This is a genomic window from Klebsiella planticola (assembly GCF_000783935.2).
GTDB lineage: Bacteria > Pseudomonadota > Gammaproteobacteria > Enterobacterales > Enterobacteriaceae > Klebsiella > Klebsiella planticola.
Genome location: NZ_CP026047.1, coordinates 1,406,691 through 1,426,007 on the forward strand (window position 1 = coordinate 1,406,691; position 19,317 = coordinate 1,426,007).

The 19,317-nt window shown below is 56.9% G+C and carries 17 protein-coding genes and 1 riboswitch; of the genes, 11 read left to right on the forward strand and 6 right to left on the reverse strand.

What is annotated here, in order from left to right:
* Both arnB and MC50_RS06905 read right to left on the reverse strand, forming a co-directional pair.
* Positions 1–1,140: a UDP-4-amino-4-deoxy-L-arabinose aminotransferase gene (gene arnB / locus MC50_RS06900; RefSeq protein ID WP_046853371.1), complete on the reverse strand. Its 1,140-nt coding sequence runs from the start codon at positions 1,138–1,140 to the stop codon at positions 1–3.
* Between the two features lie 368 nt (positions 1,141–1,508).
* Positions 1,509–2,042: a phenolic acid decarboxylase gene (locus MC50_RS06905; RefSeq protein WP_162180062.1), complete on the reverse strand. Its 534-nt coding sequence runs from the start codon at positions 2,040–2,042 to the stop codon at positions 1,509–1,511.
* Positions 2,043–2,139: 97 nt separating this feature from the next.
* Here MC50_RS06905 and MC50_RS06910 point away from each other — a divergent pair, with 97 nt between their 5' ends.
* The 8 genes from MC50_RS06910 to MC50_RS06945 all read left to right on the forward strand — a co-directional run bounded on the left by MC50_RS06910 (position 2,140) and on the right by MC50_RS06945 (position 9,887).
* Entirely contained in the window at positions 2,140–3,000 is an 861-nt protein-coding gene (locus tag MC50_RS06910) for a LysR family transcriptional regulator (RefSeq protein WP_032690379.1), read from the forward strand.
* Between the two features lie 195 nt (positions 3,001–3,195).
* On the forward strand, positions 3,196–4,764 hold the full coding sequence (gene nikA, locus MC50_RS06915; RefSeq protein WP_047663554.1) for a nickel ABC transporter substrate-binding protein: 1,569 nt from the start codon (positions 3,196–3,198) through the stop codon (positions 4,762–4,764).
* Complete coding sequence (gene nikB / locus MC50_RS06920; protein ID WP_046853369.1) at positions 4,764–5,708, forward strand: nickel ABC transporter permease subunit NikB; 945 nt, start codon at positions 4,764–4,766, stop codon at positions 5,706–5,708. Before nikA ends, nikB begins: the two co-directional genes overlap by 1 nt.
* A complete protein-coding gene (gene nikC / locus MC50_RS06925; RefSeq protein WP_049267941.1) occupies positions 5,705–6,538 on the forward strand; it encodes a nickel ABC transporter permease subunit NikC in 834 nt (277 codons plus the stop codon). Before nikB ends, nikC begins: the two co-directional genes overlap by 4 nt.
* The gene (gene nikD / locus MC50_RS06930) at positions 6,538–7,302 is read left to right on the forward strand and encodes a nickel import ATP-binding protein NikD (RefSeq protein ID WP_047663555.1); all 765 of its coding nucleotides are present in this window, start codon (positions 6,538–6,540) and stop codon (positions 7,300–7,302) included. The genes nikC and nikD overlap by 1 nt, the downstream gene beginning before the upstream one ends.
* Complete coding sequence (nikE, locus tag MC50_RS06935; RefSeq protein ID WP_047663556.1) at positions 7,299–8,090, forward strand: nickel import ATP-binding protein NikE; 792 nt, start codon at positions 7,299–7,301, stop codon at positions 8,088–8,090. The genes nikD and nikE overlap by 4 nt, the downstream gene beginning before the upstream one ends.
* Positions 8,078–8,494, forward strand: a complete 417-nt coding sequence (gene nikR, locus MC50_RS06940) for a nickel-responsive transcriptional regulator NikR (RefSeq protein ID WP_032690373.1) — start codon at positions 8,078–8,080, stop codon at positions 8,492–8,494. The genes nikE and nikR overlap by 13 nt, the downstream gene beginning before the upstream one ends.
* Before the next feature lie 139 nt (positions 8,495–8,633).
* Positions 8,634–8,817, forward strand: a riboswitch (M-box (ykoK) riboswitch).
* Positions 8,818–8,873: 56 nt separating this feature from the next.
* Positions 8,874–9,887, forward strand: coding sequence for a magnesium transporter (locus MC50_RS06945; RefSeq protein WP_032690372.1), 1,014 nt, complete (start codon positions 8,874–8,876; stop codon positions 9,885–9,887).
* 42 nt (positions 9,888–9,929) lie between these two features.
* Here MC50_RS06945 and MC50_RS06950 read toward each other — a convergent pair whose 3' ends face one another.
* Positions 9,930–11,123 (reverse strand): BaiN/RdsA family NAD(P)/FAD-dependent oxidoreductase, encoded by a 1,194-nt coding sequence (locus tag MC50_RS06950; protein ID WP_046853366.1) that lies wholly within the window; start codon positions 11,121–11,123, stop codon positions 9,930–9,932.
* 230 nt (positions 11,124–11,353) lie between these two features.
* Here MC50_RS06950 and pitA point away from each other — a divergent pair, with 230 nt between their 5' ends.
* Positions 11,354–12,853 carry an inorganic phosphate transporter PitA gene (gene pitA / locus MC50_RS06955; protein WP_032696945.1) on the forward strand — a complete coding sequence of 500 codons (1,500 nt, stop codon included), beginning with the start codon at positions 11,354–11,356 and terminating at the stop codon, positions 12,851–12,853.
* A 74-nt stretch (positions 12,854–12,927) separates the two neighbouring features.
* Here pitA and uspB read toward each other — a convergent pair whose 3' ends face one another.
* Positions 12,928–13,263, reverse strand: coding sequence for a universal stress protein UspB (uspB, locus tag MC50_RS06960; RefSeq protein WP_032696946.1), 336 nt, complete (start codon positions 13,261–13,263; stop codon positions 12,928–12,930).
* Between the two features lie 379 nt (positions 13,264–13,642).
* Between uspB and uspA the strand changes: the two genes are divergently transcribed.
* Both uspA and dtpB read left to right on the forward strand, forming a co-directional pair.
* The gene (gene uspA / locus MC50_RS06965; RefSeq protein ID WP_004126268.1) at positions 13,643–14,080 is read left to right on the forward strand and encodes a universal stress protein UspA; all 438 of its coding nucleotides are present in this window, start codon (positions 13,643–13,645) and stop codon (positions 14,078–14,080) included.
* 320 nt (positions 14,081–14,400) lie between these two features.
* Positions 14,401–15,873, forward strand: a complete 1,473-nt coding sequence (gene dtpB / locus MC50_RS06970; protein WP_032696947.1) for a dipeptide/tripeptide permease DtpB — start codon at positions 14,401–14,403, stop codon at positions 15,871–15,873.
* 165 nt (positions 15,874–16,038) lie between these two features.
* Here dtpB and rsmJ read toward each other — a convergent pair whose 3' ends face one another.
* Positions 16,039–16,791, reverse strand: a complete 753-nt coding sequence (gene rsmJ, locus MC50_RS06975; RefSeq protein WP_032697075.1) for a 16S rRNA (guanine(1516)-N(2))-methyltransferase RsmJ — start codon at positions 16,789–16,791, stop codon at positions 16,039–16,041.
* Positions 16,792–16,924: 133 nt separating this feature from the next.
* Positions 16,925–18,967: an oligopeptidase A gene (prlC, locus tag MC50_RS06980; RefSeq protein ID WP_032690366.1), complete on the reverse strand. Its 2,043-nt coding sequence runs from the start codon at positions 18,965–18,967 to the stop codon at positions 16,925–16,927.
* Positions 18,968–19,317: the final 350 nt, after the last annotated feature.

Sequence of the window (19,317 nt, forward strand, 5' to 3'; positions counted from 1 at the left end):
TCAACATCCTGACAGCTGGTGCAGCGCGGAAATGACCCGAGTGACGTCATCGTCGGTCATATCCGGGAACAAAGGGAGTGAACAGATACGCGCGCTGTTCCATTCCGTATTCGGTAAGGAAAGCGTAGGGAAACGCTCGCGGTAGTATTTTTGCGTGTGGGCCGCGCGGAAGTGCAGGCCGGTGCCGATGCCCATGGCTTTCAGTTTTTCCATCAACGCATCGCGGCTAATCCCGCAGGTGGCTTCATCCACGCGAATAATAAACAGGTGCCAGGCGTGCTGGTGTTCCCATTCCGGTATCGCCAGCGGCTTAAACGGCGTATCCGCCAGCTCGCGCAGATAGCGTTGGGCAATCTCGCTACGCCGCTGGTTGGCATGGGCCAGTTTATCCAGCTGTACCAGCGCCAGCGCGGCGTTGATATCGGCCAGATTGTATTTAAAGCCCGGCGAAATCACCTCCGCCTGCGGCGCCCGGCCATGCGTCTGACGGTCATAGGCATCGACGCCAAGTCCGTGAAATTTCAGGCTACGAATGCGCGATGCCAGCGCATCGTCATCGGTCACGATCAGACCACCTTCGGCGCAGGTCATATTTTTGATGGCGTGGAAAGAGAAGATCGCGCAGCCGCGTCCACCCACGTGTTTGCCCTTGTAATACGTCCCCGCCGCGTGCGCGGCATCTTCAATCACCGGAATGCCGTGACGTTCTGCCACGGCGCGAATCGCGTCGATATCCGCAGGCGCGCCCGCATAGTGCACGGGAATAATCGCCTTGGTGTTGGGGGTAATCGCCGCTGCCACAGACTCGGCGGTTATCATCAGATTGTCGCGATCGACATCGATCATCACCGGTGTCGCACCCAGCAGACAAATCATGTTCAGCGTGGAAACCCAGGTCTGGGATGGCGTGATGACTTCATCGCCCGGGCCAATGCCCAACGCCATCAGCGTGACGTGCATGCCGCCAGTCGCCGAACTCACCGCCACGGCGTGACGGTTGCCGGTCAGCGTACAGAATGCCTCTTCCAACGCCTGGTTTTTCGGTCCGGTAGTGATCCAGCCCGATTGCAAAACTTCACGCAGCGCAGCCAGCTCTGCGTCGCCCATCGACGGGCGCGAAAACGGCAAAAATTCGCTCATCATGTTCCTGTTCTGTATATGACCCTTTCAGGGTTACGGGGTCGATAGAAAAAATATCCTGCGCCAGCGGACTTAAACAAAATGAAAATGGAATCTCTTCAGCACCACTTTTCATTCCAGGGTATTTGACGTTATTAAATTTAGACGGGGTTGCTTAGGATAATATTAAGAAATTAATATAATTTGCCGGACAGACAATAATCAATTGTTTTTAAATGGAATTTACAAATGACGAGGCGGGAGAAGAGAGGGAAACCGGCTCCCGTTCATGGGCAAAACAGGAGCACGATGTAGTAAAGTAAACAGACATTAAACGGTTAAACAATAAATAGAATTTTATTCTGCAATCTGAATTTCAAAAACAGATCTTAGCTCACAAAATCATTTCCGGTAGATGACAAATTTGCAGGAAAGTCAGCCGGTAATTGATTAGCCGGGCAATTAATGACGCTGTTATTATCCGCGCCACAATCACGTATAAAGGTAATGGTGGCGAACTCGTCAATCACTTCCGTCGGGTAAGCCGGTCCGGCTTCACGGTAAGAAACCATCAGCGGGATATGATCGTTCTGGAAGCAGACGGTTTTTTCCGGATTATTCATCACCCAGCGCGGGAAGAAGATGGTGCCGTGAAACAGTTTGTCGCCGAGGTTGACGATCAGGCTCACATCAGTGCCGGTCGGTTCGGTCCAGGAAATTTTGTAGATGCTTTCACCAACGCGAACGATGTAAGCCTGCTGATCTTTCACCCAACGATTCGCGACGATACCGCTGTGAATTCGGTAATCCAGGGTGTTAGCGTTTTTCACGTAAATTTCGTAATTCCAGCCGTTATCGTAGGTATAAACCAGATGTTTGCCGATAAAACCGCTCAGGTCATGTTTGTCGAATGTGCTCATAATTTGTTCTCCTCTATTTGTTGAGAACAAGCATACTGCTTTAAAAAATGGATGAATAACGCTATGTTTTGATGAAACTCATTCACTTTTTCGATAAATCATGCACAAAACGACGCTGGAACAATGGGCCTTGCTGGAAAAAGTCATCGCGCTCGGTAGTTTCGCAAAAGCGGCAGAAGAGACTCACCGCAGCCAGTCTTCGGTGAGCTATAACCTCGCCCTGTTGCAGGAAAGGCTGGGCGTCGCGCTGCTGCACCCCTCAGGCCGCCGCGCGGTCCTCACTCCGGCCGGAGAGCTGCTGCTAAGCCAGGTAAAACCGCTCCTGCAGGCATTTTCATACGTTGAAACCCGCGCGGCGACCCTGCACAACGGCGCACGAACCCGTCTGGACCTGGTTGTGGACAGTATTTTCCCTCGCGAACGGCTGTTTGCCATTCTGCGCCAGTTTCAGCAGCGCCATCCGCAGACTCAGGTGAGGCTGACCGAAGTCCTCGAAAACATGAAAGATGAGCAGGAGGCCCGCAGCGAAGCCGACGTGATGGTACTCACCCGCCGCCAGGATATTACCGGGCGCGGCGAATGGTTGATGAACATTGATTTTGTTGCCGTTGCCCACCGGGACCATCCGCTTGCCAGACTGAGCGGCCCCCTCGACGACAGTGCGCTGGCCTCCTGGCCGCTGGTACGTATCGCCGATCGCAGCGATGACCCGCAGACGGGGCGCGAGGCGTGGACGTTTTCCACCATTGATGCCGCTATCGATGCCGTGCTCTATCAGGTCGGCTTCGGCTGGCTCCCGGAAGAGCGCATCCGCTCCCGGTTGGATCAGGGTCTGTTGAAAATATTGCCGCTCAGCCACGGCGCCCGACGCGCCACCCCGCTGCACCTGATCGTCAAACGCGATCTGGCGCCCATTGATGAGCAGCTCGCCACGCTGCTGGCGCTGTTCAGAGCGCCCTGAATCGCCCGCTTGCGCGGGCCTACGGGCCACTCATCCTTCACGTTGTCTCGACCTGGCTAACCTGCAGACAATCTGAATGATGAAGTGTGTATATGAAATTCTTATACTTTCTGTCCTGACATTGATCCAGGTTAGGCCTGAAGTATGATGAATTATTAAAATCATCATACTTTCCTTCCTGTTGAGATAAAGACCTTGTCTATTTTCCGCACCACGCTGCTGGCGCTCCTCGCCTGCGCACCTCTGTTGACCGCCGCCGCTTCCTACGACATCACCACCGCCTGGCCGGTGAACGTGGGTCCGCTGAATCCGCATCTGTATACCCCCAACCAAATGTTTGCCCAAAGCATGGTGTATGAGCCGCTGGTTAAGTACCAGGCGGATGGTGCGGTAAAGCCGTGGCTGGCCACCCGCTGGAGCCACTCTGCGGACGGGAAAGTGTGGATCTTTACCCTGCGTAACGACGTGCAGTTTTCTAACGGCGAGCCGTTCAATGCGCAGGCTGCGGTCGCCAACTTCCAGGCGGTGCTGGCTAACCGGCAGCGCCATGCCTGGCTGGAACTCACCAATCAGATTACCGACGTGCGGGCGCTCGGCGATACGCAGCTGCAGATTACGCTCAAAAGCGCCTACTACCCTTTCTTGCAGGAGCTGGCTCTGCCGCGCCCGTTCCGTTTTATCGCCCCTTCGCAGTTTGTGGAAGGGGGAACGCAACACGGTATCAAAGCGCCCATCGGTACCGGCCCCTGGGTACTGAAAACTTCGAAACTCAACCAGTATGATGTGCTGGTACGTAACGACCGCTACTGGGGTGACAAACCGGCGATCCGCCAGGTGACCGTGAAAGTGATTCCGGATCCGATGACCCGCGCCGTGGCCTTTGAAACCGGCGATATCGATCTGCTTTACGGTAACGAGGGCCTGCTGCCGCTGGATACCTTCGCCCGTTTCAGCCATAACCCGGCCTGGCGTACCCAGCTCTCTCAACCTGTGGAAACGGTGATGCTGGCGCTTAACTCCGCCAGAGCCCCCACCAATGAACTGGCGGTGCGTGAAGCGCTGAATTATGCGGTGAACAAAAAATCGCTGATCGACAATGCGCTGTACGGTACGCAGCAGGTGGCCGACACGCTTTTCGCCCCTTCCGTACCGTACGCCAACATTGGTCTGAAACCGCGCCACTACGACCCGCAGCAGGCCAACGCCCTACTGGAAAACGCCGGTTGGATCCGGCCCGCGGGCAAAGCGATTCGCGAGAAGAACGGCCAGCCGCTGCACATAGAACTGTCGTTTATCGGTACCGATGCCCTGAGTAAGTCGATGGCGGAGATAATCCAGGCGGATATGCGCCAGGTCGGGGTGGATGTGGCGCTGGTCGGTGAAGAGGAGAGCAGCATTTACGCCCGCCAGCGCGACGGCCGCTTTGGCATGATCTTTAACCGTACCTGGGGCGCGCCGTATGACCCGCATGCTTTTATGAGCTCAATGCGCGTCCCCTCGCACGCTGATTACCAGGCGCAGCAAGGGCTAGCGGACAAGCCACTGATTGATAAAGAGATTGGGCAGGTTCTGACCACCAGCAACGATGCGCAACGTCAGGCGCTGTATCGCGATATTCTGACTCGTCTGCACAACGACGCGGTCTATCTGCCCGTCAGCTATATCTCAATGATGGTGGTGGCGAAACCCGAGCTGGGAGCGATTCCTTACGCACCGGTTACCGCTGAAATTCCGTTCGAACAGATCCAGCCGGTGAATCCCTGATGCAACGTTATCTGCTGCGCCGCATTCTGCTGCTGATTCCGATGATTTTTGCCGCCTCGGTGATTATCTTCCTGATGCTGCGCCTCGGCACCGGTGACCCGGCGCTCGACTATCTGCGGCTTTCAAACCTGCCGCCCACGCCGGATATGGTGGCCTCTACGCGGGCGATGCTCGGGTTGGATCAACCGCTCGTCGTCCAGTACGGCCGCTGGCTGTGGCGGGCGCTGCATCTCGATTTTGGCGTATCATTTGCCACCCAGCGCCCGGTGCTTGACGATGTGCTGCGCTTCCTGCCCGCCACGCTGCAGCTGGCGGGCGCGGCGCTGGTGCTGATCCTGCTGACCTCGGTACCGCTGGGCATCTGGGCCGCGCGTCACCGCGAGAATTTGCCGGATTTCATCGTGCGGATCATCGCCTTTCTCGGCGTGTCGATGCCAAACTTCTGGCTCGCCTTTTTACTGGTGCTCTTCTTCTCGGTCTATTTACAGTGGCTGCCGGCTCTGGGCTACGGCGGCTGGCAGCATATCATCCTGCCGGCCGTGTCGATTGCGTTTATGTCGCTGGCGATTAACGCCCGCCTCCTGCGCGCCAGCATGCTGGAAGTCGCCGGACAGCGCCATGTCACCTGGGCACGCCTGCGCGGCCTGAATGCCAGGCAAATCGAACGTCGCCACATTCTGCGCAACGCCTCGCTACCGATGATTACCGCCGTGGGAATGCACATTGGCGAACTGATCGGCGGGACGATGATCATCGAAAATATCTTTGCCTGGCCGGGCATCGGGCGCTATGCCGTTTCGGCCATTTTTAACCGTGATTATCCGGTGATTCAATGCTTTACGCTTATCATGGTGGTGGTATTCGCCCTGTGTAATCTGGCGGTCGATCTGGTAAATGCCGCGCTGGACCCGCGCATTCGTCGTCATGAAGGAGCGCACTCATGAGCTTTTTCTTCTCAGCGCGCGGTTCGGTGCGCGCGGCGCTGGTCATCATCGTCCTGCTGACGCTGGTGGCGCTCACCAGCCAGTGGTGGCTACCGTATGATCCGCAGGCCATTGATTTACCTTCCCGTCTGCTGTCGCCAGACGGCCAGCACTGGCTGGGAACCGACCATCTTGGCCGCGATATTTTCTCCCGTCTGCTGGCGGCGACCCGGGTGTCGCTGGGGGCGGTGATGGCCTGTTTACTGCTGGTTCTGGCGCTGGGGCTCCTCATTGGCGGCTGTGCCGGCCTGATGGGCGGGCGCGTCGATCAGCTCACCATGCGGGTGGCCGATATGTTTATGACCTTTCCTACCTCCATTCTGTCGTTCTTTATGGTCGGCGCGCTGGGGACCGGGTTGAGCAACGTGATTATCGCCATCGCCCTGTCGCACTGGGCATGGTACGCGCGCATGGTTCGTAGCCTGGTGGTGTCCCTGCGCCAGCGCGAGTTTATTCTCGCCGCGCGGCTGAGCGGCGCAAATCGCTGGCGGCTTTTCCTCGATCACCTGGCCGGCGCGGTGGTGCCGTCGCTGCTGGTCCTCGCTACCCTCGATATCGGTCATATGATGCTGCACGTCGCCGGGATGTCGTTCCTCGGCCTTGGCGTCAGCGCACCCACGGCGGAATGGGGGGTGATGATTAACGATGCGCGGCAGTTTATCTGGACCCAGCCGCTACAGATGCTGTGGCCCGGCCTGGCACTGTTTATCAGCGTGATGGCCTTTAACCTGGTGGGCGACGCGCTGCGCGATCGTCTCGATCCTCACCTGATCGCGGAGCACAGCCACTGATGCCGCAAAAGATCCAGTTAGAACACTTTACCCTGTGCGCCGGCCGCCCGCTGGTGACGGAGCTGTCGCTGACCCTGCGTCGCGGGCAGGTGCTGGCCCTGCTGGGCAGCAGCGGTTGCGGAAAATCGCTGACCTGTGCCGCCGCGCTTGGCGTTCTGCCACCCGGCGTCCGGCAAACCGCCGGGCGTCTGCTGCTGGACGGCATTCCGGTGCACGGCGAACAGCTACGGGGCGGTACCATTGCCACCATTATGCAGAATCCGCGCAGCGCCTTTAATCCGCTGTATACGATGGCGACTCACGCGCGGGAAACCTGCCGCGCCACCGGCCAGCCTGCGGATGATGCGGCGCTTATTGCCGCCATGACCGCCGTCGGTCTGGAAAACCCGTCTCAGCTGCTGAAACGCTATCCCTTCGAGATGAGCGGCGGGATGTTGCAGCGAATGATGATCGCTCTCGCCCTGCTGAGTAAAGCCCCCTTTATCTTCGCCGATGAACCCACCACCGACCTCGATGCCGTGGCGCAGGGGCGCATTCTGGATCTGCTGGAAGAGATTGTCTCCAGCCGCGGCCAGGGACTGCTGCTGGTGACTCACGACATGGGCGTGGTGGCGCGGCTGGCGCACGAGGTCGCGGTGATGGACCGCGGGCGCATCGTCGAGCATTGCGACGTCAATACCCTGTTCAGCGCTCCCCGGCATCCGGTGAGTCAACGGCTGCTGGCGGCGCACCTGGCGCTGTACGGAATGGAGTTTGCAGGATGAACCTACTGAATGTTACCGACGTCAGCCACGATTACCCGCACCATCCGGGCGTGCTGCGCGACGTCAGCCTGAGCGTCCAGGCGGGTGAAACGGTGGCGCTGCTTGGACGCAGCGGCTGCGGTAAAAGCACTCTGGCGCGGATGCTGGTCGGCCTTGAGACACCGGATCACGGCGAGATAACCTGGCGCGGGACGCCGATTCATACGCTAAAAGGCGACGCGCAACGGGCGTTTCGTCGTGATATCCAGCTGGTTTTCCAGGATGCTCAAAGCGCGGTGAACCCGCGAAAAACGGTGAATGAGATCATCAGCGAGCCGCTGCGCCATCTGTTTCGCTTCGCGCGCGATGAGCGCCAGGCGCGGGTCGACGCGATGATGCAGGCGGTGGACCTTTCTCCACACCTGCTCGACAAACGCCCGCACCAGCTCAGCGGCGGGCAGCTGCAGCGGGTCTGCCTGGCGCGGGCGCTGGTTGTGCGTCCCCCCTTACTGATCCTCGATGAGGCCGTCTCGAATCTTGACCTCGTTTTGCAGGCGGAGATCGTTGCGCTGCTGAAGCGTCTGCAGGTACAGTTTTCTACCGCCTGCCTGTTTATCACCCACGATCTGCGGCTGGTAGAGCGCTTTTGCCAGCGGGTGATGGTGATGGAAAGCGGGCAGATTCTTGAGACCACGGCGGTCAACACGCCGCTGCGCCTTCAGTCAATGGCAGGACGGACACTTCAACGGGCGGTCCTCCCTGCTTTTCCACCTTCCCTTGCCATAGAGAAACGACCATGCAGCGCGTAACCCTGACTCTTGATGACGATCTTCTGGCGACCCTGGACGCGCTGAGCGCCCAGCGCGGCTATCACAACCGTTCGGAGGCGGTGCGCGATATCTTGCGCAATTCGTTGATGCATGAGCATGCGCAGCGGCCCGAACAGCGCGGTTACGCGGTGCTTTCCTATGTCTATGAACATGAAAAGCGCGAGCTGGCAAGCCGACTGATCGCCACGCAGCATCACCATCATGACCTGTCCGTTGCGACGCTGCATGTACATATCAGCCATGACGACTGTCTGGAGATTGCCGTCCTTAAAGGTGAAATGGGCGAGGTGCGGCATTTTGCCGATGAGGTGATTGCCCAGCGCGGCGTACGTCACGGGCATCTGCACTGCTTAACCGCGCAAGACGAGGGTCCGCACGACTGACCCGCCGATGATGGCGGAAACGCAATTCGACGTATCGCCCTGAAAACCGACCAATTTAACGTGGTTTATCAACAGTTGATAAACCACGTAAATTATATGCTTTCACCACTTTTCTACCTGCCTATAATGGCCGCTCATTTAACGATCTCGTTATGGCGAGGCTCCTGCACAAATACAAGTTACCGCCCTGCTGGTATCGAGAGAGACCACTCAGGGAAATACAGGCATCCATCGAATCAAGGTGTTGCCAAGGTAACTTCTGACGGCGTTCATGCCGGACAGATACGTTGTGCAGTGCTAAAACCAGGACGTAGGGATCTGCCTGTGCTCATCCTGTCTTGTTCGCCCCTATGAGTGATTTTTTATAGGGAATTACACCATGTCTTCAATGCAACACTGCGCCGCGCATCTGGCCACTTCCGCCTTCGACGGCGATGCGATCGCCCAGTACATGCGTACCGATTTTATCACTCTGCCCGAGCACCTCAGCGTCTATGAAGCGCGGGAGCTCTTTGTCTCGCAGCTCACCAGCGATGATATTCCAGGCCAGGTCTTTGTGGTGGCCGGAAAGAAGCTGCGCGGCAGTTTATCGATTAAAAAGCTGCTTCAGGAGAGCGATACGGCGCAATCCATTCGCTATCTGATGGACAGCTGCCTGTTTCGCGTGAAGCCCGATGATGAGCGTCAGGAGGTGGTCGCCGAACTGAGCGAGCGCGGACTCGACCTGGTGCCGGTGGTTGAAAAAGGCGAACTGGTCGGCTGCCTGATGGAGAAAGAGATTGCCCATCTGCTGGAAGACGACGTCACCGAAGATGTGCATCGCCAGGGCGCAACGCTCCCGCTGGATAAGCCCTATCTGGAGATCAGCCCGTGGACGCTGTGGAAAAAACGTTCGGTGTGGTTATTGCTGCTGTTCGTCGCGGAAGCCTACACCAGCAGCGTCATTCAACATTTTGAAGAGGCGCTGGAATCGGCCATTGCGCTGGCCTTCTTTATTCCGCTGCTGATCGGTACCGGCGGTAACAGCGGTACGCAGATCACCTCCACGCTGGTCCGTTCCATGGCGCTCGGGGAAGTCCGCCTGCGCGATATGGGCCGGGTGATTCGTAAAGAGATGACGACGTCGCTGCTGATTGCCATCACTCTCGGTCTGGCGGGCTGCCTGCGCGCCTGGATGATGGGCATTGGCATGGAGATCACCCTGATTGTCAGCCTGACGCTGGTATGTATTACGCTGTGGAGCGCGGTGGTATCGTCAGTGATCCCTCTGACGCTTAAGCGCGTGGGCATCGACCCGGCGGTCGTCTCCGCGCCGTTTATCGCCACGCTGATTGATGGCACCGGGCTGATTATCTACTTCAAAATCGCCCAGCACTTTCTTGGTCTGAGCTGATAAACCGGGGGCAGCTTCCCGTAACAGGAGGCTGCCCCTGTCTTACGCTTCGACCAGCGCCTGGGCGCAGGCCCAGGCGGAAGACCATGCCCACTGGAAGTTGTACCCCCCCAGCCAGCCGGTCACATCCATCACTTCACCGATAAAATAGAGCCCCGGCACCTTGCGAGCTTCCATGGTCCGCGACGACAGTTCGTGCGTATCGACGCCGCCGAGGGTCACTTCCGCCGTGCGATAACCCTCGGTGCCGTTGGGCTGCACGCGCCAGGCGGTCAGCGTCTCCACCAGCATTTCCTGCTCGCGCACATTGAGCTGTTTTAGCGTGACGTCCGGAATTTGTCCCAGCTGCTGCAGGCACTCCACCAGCCGCTTCGGCAGCTGCATGGCGAGGGTGTTTTTCAGGCTTTGATTCGGATGTTCGCTACGCTGCTCGTTAAGGAACTGATCAAGATGGCAATCAGGCAGCAGGTTGATGGTGACAAACTCGCCCGGCTGCCAGTAGCTGGAAATCTGCAGCACCGCCGGCCCGGAGAGCCCGCGGTGGGTAAACAGCAGATTCTCGCGGAACAGCGTGCCGTCCTGTGCGGTAATGGTTGATGGCACCGAAACGCCCGAGAGCACCTGCAACTGCTCAAGCAGCGGTTTATGCAGCGTAAAGGGCACCAGGCCCGCACGGGTCGGCAGCACCTTGAGACCAAACTGCTCGGCAAGTTTATAGCCAAACGGCGACGCCCCCAGCCCGGGCATCGACAGGCCGCCGGAGGCGACCACCAGTTTTTTCGCCGCCACCTCGTCGCCATTAAGTTGCAGTCTGTAGCCTTCATCATCGCGTTCGACGCTGATAATTTCGCTACGCAGGCGAATTTGCACGCCGCCCTTTTCACATTCCGCCAGCAGCAGGTTGACGATTTGCTCAGCAGAATCATCACAAAACAGCTGGCCGAGGGTCTTCTCATGCCAGGCAATTCCGTGTTTGCCCACCAGTTCGATAAAATCCCATTGGCTATAACGCGCCAGCGCAGATTTGCAAAAATGCGGGTTCAGGCTGAGATACGCTGCCGGCTCAATATACATATTGGTAAAGTTGCAGCGGCCGCCGCCGGACATCAGGATTTTACGGCCTGGCTTTTTGCCATTATCCAGCAACAGCACGCGCAGCCCCGCCTGGCCCGCCTGCGCTGCACAAAACATTCCCGCCGCTCCGGCGCCAATTACAATGGCATCAAACCTTTCCACGCAACTTTCCTCATATCCCGATTGTCGGGAATTGTAAATTTTTCACGCTGGTCGCACCAGCACGAAAATCGATGTATTCATGTACATCATTGAAAGATATAGGATTACTCTCAAGCAGGTAAAATCCAGACAGGAAGAAAATCAAAAAAAGTCTATATTTCACTTTGCCCGCGCCGCTAAAGTCACTGATAATGCGCCGCGTTCATGTCCTCAAAATGGCGTAACGTCCTATGCTACATTTATTTGCCGGTCTGGATTTACATACCGGGCTATTACTATTGCTTGCTTTAGCTTTCGTGCTGTTTTACGAAGCGATTAACGGTTTTCATGATACCGCAAACGCTGTTGCTACTGTGATTTACACACGCGCAATGCGGTCACAACTTGCTGTTGCGATGGCGGCCCTCTTCAACTTCTTCGGCGTTCTGTTGGGTGGTCTCAGCGTCGCTTATGCCATCGTGCATATGCTGCCGACCGACCTGCTGCTTAACATGGGTTCCGCACATGGCCTCGCCATGGTGTTTTCTATGCTGCTGGCAGCGATTATCTGGAACCTCGGTACCTGGTATTTTGGCCTCCCGGCCTCCAGTTCGCACACGTTGATCGGCGCTATCATCGGTATTGGTTTAACCAATGCGCTGATGACCGGCACGTCCGTGGTCGATGCGTTGAATATCCCGAAAGTCATCGGTATTTTTGGCTCACTTATCATCTCACCGATTGTCGGTCTGGTGGTTGCTGGCGGCCTGATTTTCATTTTGCGTCGTTACTGGAGCGGTACCAAAAAACGTGCCCGTATTCACCTGACGCCTGCAGAACGTGAAAAGAAAGACGGTAAGAAAAAGCCGCCATTCTGGACCCGTATTGCTCTGATTCTGTCCGCCATTGGCGTATCGTTCTCACACGGTGCGAACGACGGCCAGAAAGGCATTGGTCTGGTCATGCTGGTGCTGATCGGCGTGGCGCCGGCAGGTTTCGTGGTTAACATGAATGCCTCCGGCTATGAGATAACCCGGACCCGCGATGCGGTGAACAACGTGGAAACCTTCTTCGAACAGCGCCCTGAGCTGTTGAAAAAGGCCACCGGCGTTGATCAGCTGATTCCGTCTCCGGAGGCCGGGACGGCCGCCAGCGGCGGCGAGTTCCATTGCCATCCGGCGAATACCATCAACGCACTGAATCGCGTGAAGACGGCGCTGACCGGTATTGAAAGCTATGACTCGCTCTCCATTGATCAGCGTAGTCAGCTGCGTCGCATCATGCTGTGCATTTCCGACACGACCGATAAAGTCGCGAAGTTGCCGGAAGTGAATGCTGACGATCAGCGCCTGCTGAAGAAACTGAAAACCGATATGCTGAGCACCATCGAGTACGCGCCAATCTGGATCATTATGGCCGTGGCGCTGGCGCTGGGTATCGGCACCATGATCGGCTGGCGTCGCGTGGCGACCACTATCGGCGAGAAGATCGGTAAGAAAGGTATGACCTACGCGCAAGGTATGTCAGCCCAGATGACCGCTGCGGTTTCGATTGGTCTGGCGAGTTACACCGGTATGCCGGTTTCCACCACCCACGTGCTCTCCTCCTCCGTAGCGGGGACGATGCTCGTCGATGGCGGCGGCCTGCAGAGAAAGACCGTCACCAGTATTCTGATGGCGTGGGTGCTGACCTTGCCGGCAGCGATTCTGTTGTCAGGCGGACTGTACTGGATAGCCCTCAAGCTTATCTAAGTCCGGTTATTAGCGCTGAGCGAGCAAACATAAACGGGTCAGGAAACTGGCCCGTTTTTTTACCTGACATCCGGCTAGTGCCAGATCAGTAACGCGATCAGACTCACCACCACCAGACCGCACAGGGCGCTAGTCAGAATAAACTGCCGCCGTACCCGCTCGCAGCGACGAATAAACTCCTCATCGTGATGATCGCGATAACGTTGGGCATAGATATACCACACCAGGCGCACCTGTTTGCCCGGCTGCCCATGCGAAGTAAAAAAGCCTCCGCCATCAACATATTGATAAAGCAAGGGATCGCAACCACGTAGCACAACCAATAATGCACGCAATGATGAGAAGTAGCGTGCCATATTCACCACACAAACGATACACAGGGCCCAAAACAGCGCAATAGTGCTGATCATACGTCCTCCCCGGCGACCCGCCCTCGGAGACATCTCCGGAGCTAGCGCTTCCCAATACCCAACCCAACATACAATACGAGAGTGCGATTCCGATCACGTTTATTTATCCGATCGGCTCATTAAATAGTGTAGGAGATCAGTCAATTTTTTTACCACAAGGTTAATCGTTATCAATACGTAAGATGAATATATTTGTTTAACTTTTGGTGAACCAGGTGCATTGACGGAGCGCGAGGGGCGCTATAAGGTAGAAATATCTTCTACAATTAAGTCCTTAAAGGGCTGAACCCCCGCGGATTAGCACGCAGGACGCGGGCGAAGCGGCAGCACCAGCTGTCTGGTCCAATGGTCATCGACAACTTATGGAAGGAGTAACACTATGGCTTACAAACATATTCTTATTGCAGTAGACCTCTCCCCGGAAAGCAAAGTTCTGGTGGAGAAAGCCGTTTCTATGGCGCGTCCTTATAATGCCAAAGTCTCTCTGATTCACGTGGATGTTAATTACTCCGACCTGTACACCGGTCTGATCGATGTCAATCTGGGCGATATGCAGAAACGTATTTCCGAAGAGACGCACCACGCGCTGAGCGAGCTGTCCACCAATGCGGGTTACCCCATTACCGAAACCCTGAGCGGCAGCGGCGATCTCGGCCAGGTGCTGGTTGATGCGATTAAAAAATACGATATGGACCTGGTGGTCTGCGGTCACCATCAGGATTTCTGGAGCAAGCTGATGTCTTCCGCACGTCAGCTCATCAACACCGTTCACGTCGATATGCTGATTGTGCCGCTGCGCGATGAAGAAGACGAATAACCGTTCGCGCGGTTAACCATCAGAATGCCAGCGCCCGCCTTTGCGGGCGTTGTTGTTTTTCACGAAGGGCATATTTGCCCGCGCCCCTTGCCTGCCTCCATTGGCTGATTCAAATATTACTTACCCACCTTTACTACCAGGATATCAAACCGAGTATTTATTATTGATTAGTGTGATCAACCAGTTATTAGAAAAATAATCTATATAATAATCTACCGTCAAAGCCAATAGCCGCATCATTGCGCTTCACCATACTTTTTCAGCGCGTTCTGGCATACGCGTTCATACTTTTTTGGGATTGCACTACAAGGCGAAGGAATATGAAAACTACTGCACCTACGGGGCTGTTGCAGCAACCTCGTCCGTTCTTCATGATTTTTTTTGTGGAATTATGGGAGCGATTTGGTTATTACGGCGTTCAGGGGATCCTGGCGGTCTTTTTTGTTAAACAACTTGGATTTTCTCAGGAACAAGCGTTTATTACCTTTGGCGCCTTTGCCGCGCTGGTTTACGGGCTGATCTCCATCGGCGGCTATGTTGGCGACCACCTGCTCGGCACCAAACGCACGCTGGTTCTTGGAGCCGTGGTGCTGGCGCTGGGCTACTTCATGACCGGGCTGTCGCTGCTTAAACCGGACCTGATTTTTATCGCCCTCGGGACGATTGCCGTCGGGAACGGGCTATTTAAAGCCAATCCCGCCAGCCTGCTGTCAAAGTGCTATCCCCCCAAAGATGCTCGTCTCGATGGCGCATTCACCCTGTTTTATATGTCGATTAATATCGGCTCGCTGCTGTCGCTCTCTCTGGCGCCGGTGATCGCGGAAAAATTTGGCTATGCCGTGACCTATAACCTGTGCGGCGCGGGGCTGATTATCGCCCTGCTGGTCTATTTCGCCTGCCGCGGGATGGTGAAAGATATCGGGTCGGAGCCGGACCATCGGCCGCTTATTGTGCGCAACCTGCTGTACGTGCTGGTCGGTACGGTGGCGATGGTGTTCCTTTGCGCCTGGCTGATGCATAACGTCAAAATCGCTAACCTGGTGCTGATTGTCCTCTCTATCATCGTCATTATTTTCTTCTTTCGCGAGGCCTTCAGGCTGGATAAAACCGGGCGCAACAAAATGTTTGTCGCCTTTATCCTGATGCTGGAAGCGGTGCTGTTCTACATTCTGTACGCGCAGATGCCGACCTCGCTGAACTTCTTCGCCATCAATAACGTTCACCACGATATCCTCGGCATGACCATTAACCCGGTCAGCTTCCAGGCACTGAACCCGTTCTGGGTGGTGGTGGCCAGTCCGGTGCTGGCGGCGATTTATACCCGCCTTGGCAACAAAGGCAAAGATCTCACCATGCCGATGAAATTTACCCTCGGCATGTTTTTATGTTCGCTGGGCTTCCTGACCGCCGCCGCCGCGGGAATCTGGTTTGCCGATGCACAGGGGCTGACGTCGCCGTGGTTTATCGTGCTGGTTTATCTGTTCCAGAGTCTGGGGGAGCTGCTGATCAGCGCATTGGGGCTGGCGATGGTCGCCGCGCTGGTGCCACAGCATCTGATGGGCTTTATTCTGGGAATGTGGTTTCTGACTCAGGCGGCGGCCTTCCTGATGGGCGGATACGTCGCCACTTTCACCGCCGTGCCGGAAAATATCACCGACCCGCTGCAAACTCTGCCGGTTTATACCAGCGTGTTTAGCAAAATTGGCCTGGTGACGCTGGGTGTAACCATGGTGATGGCGCTGCTGGTACCGTGGCTCAACAGGATGATTAACACGCCGTCGAGCGACAAATAACAACCTGTTTCACCTCAGCGGCTGGCGCCGCTGGGGTGTTCCTTTCCGCGCGGCAATCCAGTCTCGCACTTCAATGACAAACTCGTCCGGCGCTTCAGGTCGTTGGACATACATCCCGGATAAGGCTTGCGGCTGCGATCCGGGATAGTCCGCAGCAGTGAAACGCTACTCGGGCGTCCCGGCGTAAATATCGAAGCGGTGTCCTTTGGTGACCACAGCGTTCGGCGTGGTGACATCCGCCAGCGGCGGGGCGTAATCCGGACGTTTCACCACCACCCGTTTGGTCGCCAGATGACGCGCGGGTTCCAGCAGGCCGTCGGCATCCAGATCCGGCCCCACCAGCGACTGAAACACGCGCATCTCTTTCTTTACCAGCGCACTTTTCTGCTTATGCGGGAACATCGGGTCAAGATAGACCACCTGCGGACGCGGCGTAATGTCCGTCAGCGCCGTCAGGCTGGAGGCGTGAATCAGCTGCAAACGCTGCCGAAGCCACGGGCCGATTTCCGGGTCGGCGTAGCCGCGAGCCAGCCCATCATCAAGCAGGGCCGCCACTACCGGGTTACGTTCCAGCATGCGCACACGGCAACCCACCGAGGCCAGCACGAAGGCATCGCGCCCCAGCCCTGCCGTCGCATCCACCACATCCGGCACGTAGTCGCCTTTGACGCCAACCGCTTTCGCCACCGCCTCGCCGCGACCGCCGCCAAATTTACGTCGGTGGGCCATCGCCCCGCCGACGAAATCAACGAAGATCCCGCCGAGCTTCGGCTCGTCGCGCTTACGCAGCTCCAGATGTTCGCGGGTCATCACCAGCGCCATCGGATTGTCATCGTCCTGCGTCAGGCCCCAGCGAGCGGCAAGAACAGATAAGGCGCCGTCTCCGGCGCCCGTTTCATCAATTAAGCAGATTTTCACGTCCACTTTACCCTAAAGAATTCGCGTTGCCTCAAGACAACAAAAGAACCAATCCCTGGCCACGTACAGAGAGTATGCGGCCAGGGTGAGTGAGTGCAGTTGCCAAAGAGGCAGCCTGAAGAATGACGGGAAATTAGCCCTTAATCCCGTAATGCTCCAGCATCGCGTCGAGCTGCGGTTCGCGCCCGCGGAAGCGTTTGAACAGCACCATCGGCTCTTCAGAACCACCGCGGCTCAGAATGTTATCGAGGAACGACTGGCCGGTTTCACGATTGAAAATCCCCTCTTCTTCAAAGCGCGAGAAGGCATCCGCCGCCAGGACATCGGCCCACAGATAGCTGTAGTAGCCTGCCGCATAGCCCCCGGCAAAAATATGGCTGAAGGCATGTGGGAAGCGCCCCCAGGACGGCCCAGGCACCACGGCGACCTGCTTTTTGATTTCCGCCAGCGTTTCGAGGATTTTCGCCCCTTGCTCCGGTTTGTACTCCGCATGCAGACGGAAGTCGAACAGGCCGAACTCCAGCTGACGCAGAATGAATAACGCGGCCTGATAGTTTTTCGCCGCCAGCATTTTTTCCAGCAGCTCCTGCGGCAGCGGTTCACCGGTTTCATAGTGGCCGGAGATAAACGCCAGCGCTTCCGGCTCCCAGCACCAGTTTTCCATAAACTGGCTCGGCAGCTCGACCGCATCCCACGGCACCCCGCTGATGCCGGAGACGCCGGCGGTATCGATACGGGTCAACATATGGTGCAGACCGTGACCAAATTCGTGGAACAGCGTGATCACTTCATCATGGGTAAACAGCGCCGGTTTGCCGTTCACCGGGCGGTTAAAGTTGCAGGTCAGGTAGGCAACCGGCTTTTGCAGCGAACCGTCAAGCTTGCGCATCTGCCCGACGCAGTCGTCCATCCACGCTCCGCCGCGTTTGTGCTCGCGAGCATACAGATCGAGATAGAAGCTGCCGCGCAGTTCGTGGTTCTCATCATACAGTTCAAAGAAACGCACTTCCGGGTGCCAGACGTCCACATCGGTGCGCTCTTTGGCGGTAATCCCGTAAATGCGGTTCACCACTTCAAACAGGCCGTTAACGGCTTTGTTTTCCGGGAAGTAAGGGCGCAGCTGCTCATCGCTGATGCTGTAGAGATGCTGCTTCTGTTTTTCACTGTAGTAAGCGATATCCCACGGCTGCAGCTCGTCGACGCCGAACTCCGCTTTTGCGAAGGCGCGCAGCTGAGCCAGCTCTTTCTCACCCTGCGGACGAGCGCGTTTCGCCAGGTCGGTCAGGAAGTCGAGCACCTGCTGCGGGTTCTCCGCCATTTTGGTCGACAGCGATTTGGCGGCATAGCTGTCAAAGCCCAGCAGCTGGGCCAGCTCGTGGCGCAGCGCGAGAATTTCCGCCATCACCGGGCTGTTGTCCCATTTGCCGGCATTCGGCCCCTGGTCTGACGCGCGGGTGGAGTAGGCGCGATACAGCTCTTCACGCAGCGCCTGGTTGTCGCAGTAGGTCATCACCGGCAGATAGCTCGGAATATCCAACGTCAGCAGATAACCTTCCTGCTCTTTCGCCTGAGCCTGAGCCTGGGCTGCCGCCAGCGCGCTTTCCGGCATCCCGGACAGCTCAGCGACGTCGGTCACCAGCTTGCTCCAGCCCATGGTGGCGTCGAGCACGTTGTTGCTGTACTGGTTGCCGAGCTCAGACAGGCGTGCGGCAATTTCGCCGTAGCGTTTCTGCTGCTCTTTCGCCAGGCCGATCCCCGACAGTTCAAAATCGCGCAGCGCGTTATCCACCGCTTTTTTCTGCGCGGTATTCAGCGTGGCGTAATGGTCGCCGTCACGCAGATCGCGATACGCTTGATACAACCCTTCATGTTGACCTACCCAGGTGCTGTATTCCGACAACAGCGGCAGCGTTTGTTCATAGGCTTCACGCAGCTCAGGGCTGTTCTTGACCGAGTTCAGATGGCTGACCGGCGAGAAGATGCGTCCCAGCACATCATCCACTTCAGCCAGCGGCTGGCAGAGCGTTTCCCAGCTGTATGGCGCGCCTTGCGCGACCACGCTTTCTACCGCGGCCCGACAGTCGGCCAGCGCTTTGGTCACCGCAGGGACGACGTGTTCCGGCTTGATCGCAGAAAAAGGCGGCAATGAAAAAGGCGTCAATAATGGATTGGTCATATGCGCAGTCCTGTTGAAAAGGGTGAATGAAGCGCGCGTTCCGGCGCTTTAGCATGAGATCTAGAATGGGGGATCGTGACGGGAATTTCAATGTCACACCGTGCCAGGCGCCGGGTATTGCTGCAATAAGTCGGCATTATTGGCGCAGGCAGTTTGCACCCGGCCAGCGCGGAGCAACCGGAGCGGACACGTAGCAGGTGAAGAGTTGATTTGCTTCGCTTCGCCCCCTCTTCGGGCCGCCAGGGGGCATTCAAACATAAATCGTTGTGGGCGTCGCCCCGCTTCAAAATGACAAGCAAAACAGCGCTGCGCTCAGTGCTGGTCTGACTCGCGCCGGTTTTCCCCGGCTA